The 13345-nt window shown below is 48.8% G+C and carries 8 protein-coding genes; 6 read left to right on the forward strand and 2 right to left on the reverse strand.

The window, feature by feature from the left end:
• Position 1: 1 nt before the first annotated feature.
• The gene (locus T433_RS0100485; RefSeq protein WP_027454425.1) at positions 2–2536 is read right to left on the reverse strand and encodes an LruC domain-containing protein; all 2535 of its coding nucleotides are present in this window, start codon (positions 2534–2536) and stop codon (positions 2–4) included.
• Positions 2537–2818: 282 nt separating this feature from the next.
• Here T433_RS0100485 and T433_RS0100490 point away from each other — a divergent pair, with 282 nt between their 5' ends.
• From T433_RS0100490 to T433_RS0100505, 4 genes are read left to right on the forward strand one after another with little or no spacing between them, the layout of a single operon-like run.
• Complete coding sequence (locus T433_RS0100490) at positions 2819–4051, forward strand: nucleoside recognition domain-containing protein (protein ID WP_027450738.1); 1233 nt, start codon at positions 2819–2821, stop codon at positions 4049–4051.
• Positions 4052–4061: 10 nt separating this feature from the next.
• Positions 4062–5552, forward strand: a complete 1491-nt coding sequence (locus tag T433_RS0100495; RefSeq protein ID WP_027454426.1) for an oligosaccharide flippase family protein — start codon at positions 4062–4064, stop codon at positions 5550–5552.
• A 36-nt stretch (positions 5553–5588) separates the two neighbouring features.
• Complete coding sequence (locus T433_RS0100500) at positions 5589–7661, forward strand: S46 family peptidase (protein WP_027454427.1); 2073 nt, start codon at positions 5589–5591, stop codon at positions 7659–7661.
• A 33-nt stretch (positions 7662–7694) separates the two neighbouring features.
• Positions 7695–8873 (forward strand): aspartyl protease family protein, encoded by a 1179-nt coding sequence (locus T433_RS0100505; RefSeq protein WP_027454428.1) that lies wholly within the window; start codon positions 7695–7697, stop codon positions 8871–8873.
• Here T433_RS0100505 and T433_RS0100510 read toward each other — a convergent pair whose 3' ends face one another.
• Positions 8874–9947, reverse strand: a complete 1074-nt coding sequence (locus T433_RS0100510; protein ID WP_155808207.1) for a hypothetical protein — start codon at positions 9945–9947, stop codon at positions 8874–8876.
• Positions 9948–10208: 261 nt separating this feature from the next.
• Between T433_RS0100510 and T433_RS0100515 the strand changes: the two genes are divergently transcribed.
• Both T433_RS0100515 and T433_RS0100520 read left to right on the forward strand, forming a co-directional pair.
• Complete coding sequence (locus tag T433_RS0100515; protein WP_081778278.1) at positions 10209–11387, forward strand: tail fiber domain-containing protein; 1179 nt, start codon at positions 10209–10211, stop codon at positions 11385–11387.
• Between the two features lie 9 nt (positions 11388–11396).
• On the forward strand, positions 11397–13322 hold the full coding sequence (locus T433_RS0100520; protein ID WP_081778279.1) for a C1 family peptidase: 1926 nt from the start codon (positions 11397–11399) through the stop codon (positions 13320–13322).
• Positions 13323–13345 lie beyond the last annotated feature (23 nt).

Genomic DNA, 13345 nt, shown 5'->3' on the forward strand with positions numbered 1-13345 from the left:
ATTATTTATAGACATCCTCCGTGGTAGGATATTTATACCAGTCGGTGGCTTGCTTCTGATCGCGGGCCCACTCTACGAAGGAGTGGCCTGGCGTTCTGTAGGCACCAATCACCTCACCACTCTTGTCGTTACCAATGGTGGTCCACTCATAAGGATACTTGAAGTTGCCCGGTACGCAGATGGCCCATGGGAAGTTGTCGCCATAGAGCTCTTTCTTTCTGTTGGTGGCATAGTCTCTCATCACCTCGTCAGTCTTGTAAGGCACGGTGTGCACCTCCCAATAGGCCGAGTTATAGGGCTCGAGGATGAACACATCGAGATCCTTCTCAGAGAAATGAGCGGCAGCCTCAGCACTGTTCAGCTCGAAGGTGAAAGTCACCTCGGCAGGTGTCACACCATTCTTCTTGCCGGCATAGCCACTGGTGGGGTTGACGGTGTTATAGAACCAGTTCTGCACTGAACCGATATTGGCGATGGTACGACCAATAGACCAGTGGGCATTGTTGAAGAGTCCGATCACCACATCGGTGGTGTTGTTCTTGGCACTGTTGCTGACCAGTCCGTTCTCGCCCATGCCATTGATGATGACACGTGAGGTGTTAGGATAGTTGGAGTCGAGGTTTCCCGTACGCACACAACTCTTAATATCACTGTCTTTCAGGCCAACCACGCGGATGGCTGCAGCCAACTGCTTGGTAGCACCCACGGCATCGAGGGTCACCTTCAGTGTGACGTTCTTGCCATTGACGGTAGGTGTGACGGTGAGCACGACGTCGTTGAAGTCGTAGTCACCCAACTGCGGGAAGTTATCCTCGAAACAATAGCGGAATCCCAGAGGACCTGCCTGAGGCTCTTCCTCCTGAGGCTGACCGCCATAGCCAGGCGAGCACTGGCCGGCCTCAATCTTCACATCGGCACCATTATACGATGACATCTTAGCACCCGATCTGCTGTCCAGGCGGTAGAAGGGCTGGTTGCCTATTTCGCCATTGGCAATCTGTTCGTCGCTCTTGTCGCTATAGCCGAAGTTGAAGTGCTTGTCGGTGGCCACATAGACACGGTTGAAATAGTTAGCTACAAAGCCCTGACGAGGATTGATATTGCTACGACGGGTTATCTCTTTGGCCTGGAACACGGCATAGCCGCCTCGGGTGGGACCGTAGATGCCATAGACATCCTTGGTAATGGCCATATAAGCCTTGCCAGTGACATGGAACAGCGAGCCTGAACCCATCTTGATGAAGCCAGGACCAGAGAATTCAAAGTCCTTTGTGACCACAGAAGCGCCACCATTCAGCTGGAAGCTGTTGCGATCGGTATCACCCAAACCGATGTAGAAACGGTCGGTGACAATCATCTTACAGTTGTTGATCACGTCGGTACTACCGGCTGTGTAGGTAAACTTCTGAGTTGTATAGGTACCGTCGTTGTGCCAGGTAGCCTGGTTACTGCTGACGGTGGTCTCGCCCGTGACGGTCATATTACCGTCGTTGTAGAGGTCGGCACTGCCAGCCACACCGACAGTTCCTGCTGTACAGGTGCCCTCGTTGATAAAGAGCGATTCGGTGTTCTCTACGCCCAGATGACCACTCACGGTCATGGTGCCCTTGTTCAGGATCTGACCAGTCTCTGCCACATTAATCGCAGCGGCGGTGATTGTGCCGGCATTGACCAACTGAGAATGGCTATTGACATTGATAGTGCCAGAAACCCTCACGGTTCCTTCATTATACAAGGTTCCATCAGAAGCATTAGGATCATTCCACCATGGATTATACGAACTATAGAGGGTCAGGACAGAAACATTCATAGTACCCCTGTTATAGATATGCACATTGGTATTAATACTGCTCGTCAACGTAGCACCCTGAGCCACATAGACATTGACATTGCCATATTTCATACCAACATCCATCGTGACCACTGCACCAGACAGCAAGTAGATATTTGTATTGTTGTTAACACCCGTGAGCTTCACATTGTAAGTACCTGCTCCGAAATACAAATTACAGTTACCGTTCCACACGTTCACCTGTGTATCACTGGTTCTCACATAGTAGTTACCGCTCTGTGTCTCATAGTACCTGTCAACCGTCTTTGCGCCATTTGGAATAGAGGTAGCGAAAAGCGATGCGCTGGGTGCGTCGGGGAAGTTGACGTTATGCGCCTTTTGACGCTGAGGAGCCATCTTTCGCGATTCCTCAGTAGGCTCATCACTGATGACGCCCTCTATCTTACCGTCGGTGATGCCGAAGGGATAGACGCTCATATAGCGGTCTTTGTCGAACAAGGCCACAAAGACATAGTTCTTATCCAATGTATAGCTGAGCACGGTGGAAAGAGTCTCACCGTCGTTGACGGTACCCTGTGCCAGCAAGGTGAGTGAGTCTGGGTTACCGATAGGGTTCTCATCGTAAATTCTCACGTCGTACGTCTCGCCAGTACCCATGTTCACACCGAGTTCCACGCTGGCCGTACCGATAGTTGTCCATGTATGTTCTGGGTCCACATTCATCACTGGGAATGCGGCAGCCACGGTTTGTCTATACTTCTCTAAGTCGAATAAATCCCTCTCGCAAGAGGTAAAAACCAACGATAATAAAACAAAACTGAAAATAGATTTTCCGTTCATCATAAATCTTCTAAAATTATATACCATTACCAATTCGGATGCAAAATTATATATTTTTTTTCAGTTGACAATCATTACATTTCTCTTTTTATCTATAATTATGTACGCAGGCGTACATTATTAACATAGCTTAACTTATCATTTCTTTTGCATATTCCAATATTTTACACTACCTTTGCATTTTGTATGGTACTGAATTATATTTGGATTGCATTCTTTATCATCGCCTTTGTGGTTGCATTGGTGCGATTGATATTCCTGGGAGATTTCGATGTCTTCCCAGACATGATGGACTCTACGTTTTCATCTTCGAAGACGGCGTTTGAGATTTCACTCGGATTGACAGGCGTGTTGTCCCTGTGGTTGGGCGTGATGAAGATAGGTGAGCGCGGTGGTGTGGTCAACGTGCTGGCGCGCCTGCTGAGTCCTGTGTTTGTAAAGCTGTTTCCGGATGTGCCAAAAGGTCATCCCGTGACGGGCAGCATCTTCATGAACATCGCTGCTAACATGCTGGGACTGGACAATGCGGCCACGCCCTTAGGTCTGAAGGCCATGGAGCAACTGCAGGAGATCAACCCGAAGAAAGACACGGCTTCTAACCCCATGATTATGTTCCTGGTGCTGAACACCAGCGGACTGACGCTGATACCCGTCAGCATCTTGGTTTACCGTGCACAGATGGGCGCTGCCCAACCCACCGATATCTTTATTCCCATCCTTCTGGCCACCTTCTTTTCCACGATGATGGGCGTACTGATCACGTCTCTTTTCCAGCGCATCAACCTTTTCAACGTGCCCGTACTGGCCACATTAGGCGGTGCCTGTCTGCTGGTGTCGGCCATTATCTGGGGCTTCAACCAGTTGGACAGTTCACAGATGAACCTGGTGAGCACCTCGGCAGCCAACATCATCCTGATGAGTATCATCATCTGCTTCATCACTGCAGGACTGCTGAAGAAAATCAATGTCTATGATGCCTTTGTGGAAGGCGCCAAAGATGGCTTCACCACAGCCGTGCGCATCATCCCCTATCTGGTAGCCATCCTCGTTGGAATCGGCGTTTTTCGCGCCTCGGGAGCCATGGACTTCCTGATAGACGGCATCCGCTACGGCATTGAGTCGATGGGCATCGACGCCCAGTTTGTAGGCGCCTTGCCTACTGCCCTGATGAAACCGCTCAGCGGCAGTGGTGCCCGTGGCATGATGATTGACGCCATGACCACCTATGGTGCCGACTCGTTCGTAGGCCGCCTGTCGTGTGTGTTCCAAGGTTCCACAGACACCACGTTCTATATCCTGGCCGTTTACTTCGGTTCGGTGGGCATCCGCTATACGCGTCATGCCGTAGCCTGCGGCCTGCTGGCCGACCTTGCCGGCATCATCGCCGCCATCTTGATAGCATACATGTTCTTTGGATAAAAGAAAACCCATGGCAAATCTTAAATCACTAGTAAAAGACACGGCCATCTATGGCCTTTCGAGCATTGTTGCCCGCTTTATTAATTACCTGTTAGTGCCCATCCAGACCGCACGCTTTGCGGCCTCGGGCGGCGAGTATGGCGTCATCACCAACGTCTATGCCTACGTGTCCATACTCATCATCCTGCTCACCTTTGGCATGGAGACCACCTTCTTCCGCTTTATGAACCGCGAGGGCGAGCAGCCGGAACGCATCTATTCCACCACCCTGCGCATGCTGGCCACCACCTCGCTGCTGTCCATCGTGCTGGTGCTGTTGCTGCTTGACCCCATAGCCAGTGCTGTGGGCTATGCCGACCATCCGGAGTATGTAGCAGTGATGTACGTCACCGTGGCCATCGATGCCTTTATGGCGGTGCCCTTTGCCTACCTGCGCTATCAGCACAAACCCGTGAAGTTTGCGGCGCTGAAGATCATCAACATCCTGCTGAACATCTCGCTCAACCTGCTATACCTGATCATTCTGCCGGCCCTGAAGCTGAATCCTTTCGGCATCTACGACGAACAGTTCACGCTCGACGTGGCCTTTGTGTTCTACATCAACCTGGTTTGCACGCTCTGTTCGCTGCTGCTGCTTTGGAAAGAGTTGCGCGGCTTCCGCTTTGGCTTCGACGGTGCAGCATGTCGGCGTATGCTCAGCTACACATGGCCACTGCTCATCATGGGTGTGGCAGGACAGCTCAACCAGGCCGCCTCACAGATTCTGTTCCCCTATCTCTACGACGGTTCCGTCGAGGAGGCGCGTGCACAGCTAGGCATCTATGGTGCCTGCATCAAGATAGCCATGATCATGGTCATGATTACCCAGGCCTTCCGCTTTGCCTACGAGCCCTTTGTCTTTGGCAAGTCTAAGGACAAAGACAACCGCGAGACCTATGCCCAGGCCATGAAGTTCTACGTGATATTCACGCTGCTGGCCTTCCTTTGCGTCATGGGTTTCATCGACGTACTGAAGTACATCATCGGCGAGAGCTACTGGGAGGGTCTGAAGGTGGTGCCCATCGTGATGGCCGCCGAGATTATGTTTGGCGTGTTCTTCAACCTGTCGTTCTGGTATAAACTGACCGACCGCACCATCTGGGGTGCCTATTTCTCGGGCTTTGGTGCACTGATACTGATCAGTATCGACATACTGTTTATTCCCCGCTTCAGCTATATAGCTTGCGCATGGGCCGGCTTTGTGGCCTATGCAGCATCGATGTTGCTGTCGTACTTCATCGGTCAGCACTATTATAAGATCAACTATCCACTGAAAGACATCGCCCTCTACGTCGGTGCCGCAATGATACTCTTCGTATTCATGCGCAGCACCAGCAGTTGGCCACTCTTAGGCTCGCTGTTGTTCAACGCGCTGCTCATCCTGCTGTTTGTGGCACTCATCGTGAAGCGCGACCTGCCCCTGGCCGGTCTTCCCGTCGTTGGCAAATACTTCAAGAAATAATATAAAAAACACACACAAGTTATTTAAACAACAACAATGAAAAAACTATTATTCTCATTCCTCACCATGCTGGTCGCCCTTGGAGCAAAGGCCGACGAAGGCATGTGGACTCTCTACGATCTGCCCCAGGCCGTCTATGAACAAATGCAAGGCTATGGTTACCAGCTCCCCTACGATCAACTCTACAAGGCCGACGACGCCATCATGAAGTCGGTGGTCTGCTTCTCGGGCTACTGCTCGGGCGTGGTGGTGAGCCCCGATGGCTTGGTGTTCACCAACCACCACTGCGGCTTCGAAGCCATCCGCTCGCACTCCACCGTTGAGCACGACTATATGCTGAATGGCTTCTGCGCCAAGTCGTTCGAAGAAGAACTTCCCAACGAGAATATGTTCGTGGCATTTATGGTTGACCAGAAGGATGTCACCGACGAGCTGATGAAGCAGGGACTGGGCACCATGAGCGAGAAGGAACGCTCGATTTTCCTCGATTCCATCGAGAACGAGATGTCTAAACAGCTCAAAGCCAAGGACTCTACGCTGCGCCTTGAATTAAAACCCTTCTACGAGGGCAACCGCTACTTTGCCACCACCTATCGCGACTTCACCGACCTGCGTCTGGTCTTCACCATTCCGAAGTCTATGGGTAAGTTTGGCGGCGAAACCGACAACTGGATGTGGCCACGCCAAACGTGCGATTTCTCGGTGTTCCGCATCTATGCCGACCCCAAGACCAATGGTCCTGCGGCCTATTCAAAAGATAATGTGCCCTATCATCCCGAACACTGGGCCCGCATCTCTGACGAGGGCTACAAGGAGGGCGACTTCTCAATGACTATTGGTTATCCCGGCAGCACCAGCCGCTACCTGTCGAGCTATGGCATCGAAGAGCGCTATGTGCAGAACGCCATTCGTGCTCAGGTGCGCGGCGTCAAACAGGAGGTCATGAAGCGCCATATGGACGCCTCTGAGGCTGTACGTATCAAGTACGACTCAAAGTATGCGCAGTCGTCCAACTACTGGAAGAACTCTATCGGCATGAACAAGTGCATAGACAGCATCCAGCTGATACAGCAGAAGCGCGACTTTGAGAAGACGCTGCAACAATGGCAGAAAAACAGCGGTTTCCTGGCTGGAAAGCTTAACTTCGACAAGATGAAAGAGCTGTATGGCCAGCGCATCAAACTGATGGAGGCGTATATGTACTGGATGGAGACCTTCCGCCGCACCGACGAGCTGTCAACACGCGCCATGTTCGTCCACAACGGGGCATCGCCCGTGGGCAAAGGCAAGCGCCAGCGCATCACGCTGAAAGACAACAGCGAGACCTTCGACCAGGCTACCGACTGCGAGATACTGGGCACGCTGCTGCAGAACTTCCGCCAGCAGATGACGCAGAAGCAGTATCTCTCGGCCGTCTATGAACTCATCGACAAGCAGTTTGATGGCGACTGCCAGAAATATGCCGACTTCCTCTATGCCGAGTCAAAGCTCATGAAGAAGGGTGCACGCCTCTATCCCAACAAGAAGTCGTTCATGAAAGATCCCGGCGTGTGGTTTGGCTTTGAGTTGACCGACATGATGAACCAGCTGCGCGAGGGCATGCAGAAAATCAACGATTCCATCGCTATCCAGGAGCGCTACCTCTGCGACGCCAAGATCCGCATGGAGCAGGATCTGCCCCACTATAGCGACGCCAACATGACCATGCGCCTCAGCTATGGACAGGTGAAGGAATACAACCTGGGTGGCAAGCCCTCCGGCTACTTCACGGCTGCACCCAGCATGGTGGAGAAGATGAAGACCGGCGACCGCATCGAGGACTACAAGGTGGAACCCGAGATGATTCCCCTGATGGAGAGTGCCGGCAATATGAACCTTTGTTTCCTCACCACCAACGACATCACGGGCGGCAACAGCGGCTCGCCCATGTTCGACGGCAAGAACCGCCTCATCGGTCTGGCCTTCGATGGCAACTGGGACTCGCTCTCCAGCGACATCTTCTTCGACAGCCACTTGGCTCGTTGCATCGGTGTGGACATCCGCTATGTGCTCTTCATGATGGACAAGTGGGGACATGCCGACCGCCTCATCAACGAGATGAAACGATAAACCATCATCACAGCAACCATCTGCTGACAGCCTATGACACGATGGATACTACTTTTAGCGAGCTGGCTGTGCATCAATGCCGATGCACAGTTAGCTCGCTACTCGTTGGATTTCACGCTGTCGCACAAAGATTTCGTCGATTCCATCGCCATTGAATGGAATCGTCAGCAAATCTATCTGCCAGTCGAAATCAATGGTCGCCAACATCGTTTTCTGTTAGATACTGGCGCCGGCCAAAGCGTTATCTTCAGCGACACCCAACCGGAAGGCTGTCTGCCAGCAGGACTGATGATTGCCTACGATGCCAACAACCAGCGCGACACGGTCGCTGTGGTGAAGTTACCGCCACTCACGCTGGGCCACCTAACGCTCACGGGGCTGCAAGCCACCGTTCAGCAGCGTACAGCAAACAATCAAAACATCGATGGAATCATCGGTTTTGACATCTTTTGCAAAGGTATTCTTGGCAAGATTGATGTAGCCAACCGCCGCCTCATCCTGACCGACCGAAAGAAGTTCTTCGACCGGGATGCAGGTTTTGACGTGCGCTATCGTCTAAATTATCACGTGCCCTACATACAGGTGAAACCTTTCGAACGCTACAAAGAACGCGTGCTCTTCGACACGGGCAGTCGCTGTTTCTACGTAATGAACAAGCAGAGCTTTGATCGTGGCAAAAAGAAGAATGCCCGCACAATCTTCACCCAGATAGAAGGATGCAGCGAAGGACGTCATGTCATGGGACATTTTGGTGTAGAACAGCGCGGCGAGGTGGTATTTCTCCATCTTCATCAGTTGTGCATGGGCGACTTCCTCTTTACCGACCTCCACGCCATCACCACCCAGGGCGGCTCACATCTTGGCGCTGCCGTGCTGGACTATGGTTCGCTTATCATCAATCCCTTGAAACACCGTCTGCGCTTCCTGCCCTATGACGGTCAGCCCTTTGCACAGATCAGCAATCCCCAATTAGAGATTGCCTTCATCGAAAAAGACGGTCTTCCCACCGTAGGCTTGGTGTGGGAAGGCGGCACACCCTATCAGCAAGGCTTTCGCGAGGGCGACATCATCCTGCAGATAGACCACCGCCCGGTGCGCAGTTTCCAGCAGTTCCTACGCTGGGCTTTCGAACCGGGCCGTGAATATCGTTTCACCCTTCGCGATGCCCTCGGCACTCAGCGCGAGGTACACTGGGTGAGAATCAGCAAATAGTTACTCTTTCGTCTGCTCCGGATCCCATGTCACGGGTACATTCTGCAAATAGATGTAGCCAGAATGGTCACCACCATCCAACTTCACGCAGAACCTCATCACGCCCATGCTCCGTATGGCCTTTGACATGTTCTTATAGCGGGTATTATCATTGAGCACCACGCGCAGCGGTTTTCCCGGCTCAAACGTAAATGCATCCGACAGGTTCTTATAAGGCATATACAGGTTGGCATCTTGGTCAATGGCCAGTGTGGGAGCACTACTACCCCAGTTGCTGCCTATTGCCACACGCTTGAATGGCTGCTTGGGCTTCAGCGTGAGCACCGTATAGATGGTACCAAAACCCTCTTCGGTTGTCTGACCATATACACCTTCCAACTGAATATCCAGCACATCGCGCAGCGGATTAATAATCAGAGGAACGCCAACAGGCGGCTGGCTACTCATCTCCAAGTGCACCTTCGGCTCCACATCCCACTGGATGGGCACATCTCTCAGTTTCACCACCTTCCATTTCGTGTCCTGCGTAGAGAACATATAGTCCACCAGGGCTAAGTGTGTCAACGATCTAGGCACATCCACAAAGCGGCGACTGTCGTCCAACTTGATACGCACAAAGAAGCCTTCCTGCACATCATAGTTACCAATAATATTCATTTTCTGCTTGTACGCAGTACCCTTTGCATCATAAGCAAACGTGTTGCCGGCGTTGCCGTGGTCACCGCCAATACCAAGATTCGTCTGTGGCACCTTCATCTTAACCTTCAACACAGCATACACTTCACCAAACGATGGCGATGTGGTGCGACCATACACGCCTTCGCACTCCACATCCATATAGTCAGCCAGCGGATTCTCCAGCATACCGCCGCCTTCAATATTCACCTGCACTGTTCCCTCCGGCAGCTTTGCCGCCTCCGTATTATTCTCACCCACGATAGCATTAGTCACCTCGCTGGCCTTGTCAATGGCATCACCCATCTTCTTCAGCAGTTTACCAAACTGGGCATTCGCCGGTGTACACATCATGATTCCAAGAACCACAAGTCCGAAAAGTCTCATTAGGTTTCTCATAATCCAAATCTATTAAATGAATAATATTCTGTTTGCAAAGATAAACAAAAAACGCTATCATTCTTCCATTTCCCTCATTTTTTTGTCACCGATAACTGTCACAAGTGACAAGAACGCTCAGCAAAACATCACATTAAGGACAGAAAGAAGTTTGTCACTTTGTTTGTAATGTTTAACGTTTTATGTTTGCATGATACTGAAAAGATATTTATATTTGCAAAATAATTCCATACAATAACTAATAACTAAAACTAATCAATCATGAACAAAAGAATTATCTTCAGCGTATTCGCATTGTTATTGTTGTCCGAGTACACTTCAGCTCAGTTGAAAGTCACATCTGATGGGAAAGTGGCTGTAGCGACAACTACACCATTGTCTTTGGCAAAGCTTACCGTGGGGAGTAATAGCTTCAACAACTCTCTTTATAACATGGGAACATACTCCCATATTGATGGTTTCCATTCTACTGTCGGTGTTGGCGTTTATGGTTATGGCCATAATACACTCAAGCCTTCTCCTTGTTTAAGTATTGGCGTAATGGGCGTTGGAGCATCTTCTGCCGGTGGGACAGAGTATGGCGTGCTTGGACTTATCAGCGGTTCTATGAATGGTGCTGGTGTATTAGGCACGAAGTCTCCGCGAGGATGGAATGTTCCAGGCAGATATGCAGGGTTCTTTTATGGTGACACATACGTTGATGGTTCACTGACTACCGATGAGGTAATTACTCCATCAGATATGAATCTTAAGGAGAACGTCTCGCTGCTTAGTGATAGAAAGGGGGATGTACTTGATAACATCATGAACATGAATGTTATTACATACAATTACAAATATATCTCTCCATCCGAAAGTGAAGGACTTCCCGGTATTGAAGATAACAAGGAGCTATCCTTGGGTTTGAAGGAGGCGGAAACAGATGCTCGCAAGAGGGCAGCCCAGAAACATTTTGGTCTCTCAGCTCAGGAACTACAGACTATCTATCCTGAATTGGTACGCAAAGGTCAGGATGGAAACCTCGGTGTAAACTATATTGAGTTGGTTCCCATATTGATTCGTTCTATACAGGAGCTGAAAGCAGAACTTGACGAAGTAAAGGGGAAAGACGATGCCATGCGCAGAGCATCATCTAATGCAATGGAAGTTGCTTCTATTGCAACCTCAGATGCTATTCTCGAGAAAGCAAAGTTATTCCAGAACACCCCCAACCCTTTCAGTTCTCAGACACAGATTCACTTCACTCTGCCTGATGATGCAAAAAGTGCATATATCTACATCTTTGACATGACTGGCAAGATGCAGAAACAAATTGCTGTTAATTCTTCTATGGAATCTGTCACCATCAATGGCTACGAACTCTCAGCAGGTATCTACCTGTACTCTCTTGTGGTAAATGGTCAAGAAGTTGACACGAAACGAATGATATTGTCGAAATAGTGTAAGACCATGAAAAAGACATTTATATTCTTGGTATCCCTATTTGTCGTAAGCTATGTCTTTGCAGACGATTGCTTCTCCTTGCGCAGCTCGGCCAAGCGGACAAGAGGAATGGATATCTGTTTTGAACAATCAAGTAGATATCATATACCAGACCTGAATCAGAAGGTAGGTGGATTCTCTATTAGTGGCACACTCGTAAAAAAGAGTCCAGAGTATTCCGCCTCTGTTATTCTCAAAGATACTGAAGGAAAGGAATATTTGGTGATGGAATCCTATGAGGAGCTGAATAGTGATAGCGTCTATATATTTTCCAATTATTGCGACGAGACTGCAATCCTGGATGGTGTAGTTCCAGATAGTCTTATCGTTTATCTTCACGATGCAACCTTGACTATTTCCTGTTGTCAGACTTCAAATACGGACAAGCGCCTTCGTGCATCTGCTGTTAATTTGAGGAGAGAGCAACTGAATAGCAAAATAGACAGAATAAACGCATATAACAAAGCAAATCGTCGTTTATGGAAAGCTGGAGAGACCGAAATGTCCAAACTTGACTATGCGCAGAGAAAAAAGATTCTTGGTTTTCCCGACAGCATGTCTACAGGTGGTCTCGAATACTACGTTGGTGGAATCTTTGAATTTGGTCATACAAGGGAAAAAGCTTCCGCAAAGTCGTACACTCCGTATGCAGACAGTTTTGATTGGCGTAATCGGCATGGGAAGAATTGGATGACGCCAGTTAGGAATCAAGGAATGTCGAATTATTGTACTTCTTTTGCAACAGCTGGATGCGTTGAAGCTATGACGAATTTATTTTTTAACAGAAAGATTATTGATAGTCTGTCTGTTCAAGAACTTGCCAGCTGCTCGTATGAAGAACCCCAGGTTTGGTGGGAATTCTCCATATCACCCTATTATACTTTAGAATATGCTAAAAACCATGGAATATACGATGAATTGTCATATCCATTTATAAATCACAAAGATAACAACTTAATGTGTAATAGTGATATTATTACCCCAAATGAAGTTATTAGAATAAATGATTATCATTCTGTACTAGGACAAGAGGAAAAACTGAAAAACGAGTTAATAAACAAAGGACCACTTCTATCAGGATACAGTACATCAGGAGATCTTCACGCAGTAGTTTTGGTGGGATATGGAACGATACATTGGGGAGATACTATTCCTATAAAAAGATATATAGAATCTAATAGCGAGTTCCAACCAATAGGAGTGGTTTACGATAGCACTTTAATAGGAAAAACATATTGGGTCTTCAAAAATAGCTATGGCAAAGAAAATGATCAGGATGGATATAAATATTGCCTATTCCATAATACGAATTTCCTTCCGATGAGCAATTTGACATACGCGATAGAAACTCCAATATATTCAATGAAGTATTCTAATGACGACATCCTTATAGAAGATGCCGATGGTGATGGTTATTACAACTGGGGTATAGGTCCAAAACCTTCTACATGTCCTTCATGGATATATGAATTCCCTGATGGCGACGACTCTGATAGTACGATAGCGACAATGGATTCCTATGGAAATATGATGCCTTTTGAAAAGCGTGGTAGCATTGATACATGGCCAGGTAGAACTTATTCTGAAAACGAGACGGAGAGCGCCGATCTTATTATAACACATTGGACTGAGGTTAACGTAACAGGTTCTTTATGTATGCTGGGACGCACCACTGGTATTTATATGAATTATGGTGGCTCTTTGAATATTGATGGCGGTGTTCTTGCCAATGCAGATGTACACATGTCGCCAGAAGCATTTCTTAATATTTCAAACGGCGGTAAAATGTATATGCGAAAAGGAGTTGATTTTGAAGTGCCATTAGGATGCTCACTTGAGATAACTGAAGGCGAGATTTGTGGACCTTACAAAAAAGATTCCCAGAATCCATGAAACGCAAGGTTTAAGTATATATC

This window comes from Xylanibacter brevis ATCC 19188 (assembly GCF_000621725.1).
GTDB lineage: Bacteria > Bacteroidota > Bacteroidia > Bacteroidales > Bacteroidaceae > Prevotella > Prevotella brevis.

Bases quoted from the DNA above. Each gene is read 5' to 3' on its own strand.
- T433_RS0100510 (WP_155808207.1), bottom strand. From the start codon at position 9,947: ATGAGAAACCTAATGAGACTTTTCGGACTTGTGGTTCTTGGAATCATG.
- T433_RS0100505 (WP_027454428.1), top strand. From the start codon at position 7,695: ATGACACGATGGATACTACTTTTAGCGAGCTGGCTGTGCATCAATGCC.
- T433_RS0100515 (WP_081778278.1), top strand. From the start codon at position 10,209: ATGAACAAAAGAATTATCTTCAGCGTATTCGCATTGTTATTGTTGTCC.
- T433_RS0100520 (WP_081778279.1), top strand. From the start codon at position 11,397: ATGAAAAAGACATTTATATTCTTGGTATCCCTATTTGTCGTAAGCTAT.
- T433_RS0100500 (WP_027454427.1), top strand. From the start codon at position 5,589: ATGAAAAAACTATTATTCTCATTCCTCACCATGCTGGTCGCCCTTGGA.
- T433_RS0100495 (WP_027454426.1), top strand. From the start codon at position 4,062: ATGGCAAATCTTAAATCACTAGTAAAAGACACGGCCATCTATGGCCTT.
- T433_RS0100490 (WP_027450738.1), top strand. From the start codon at position 2,819: ATGGTACTGAATTATATTTGGATTGCATTCTTTATCATCGCCTTTGTG.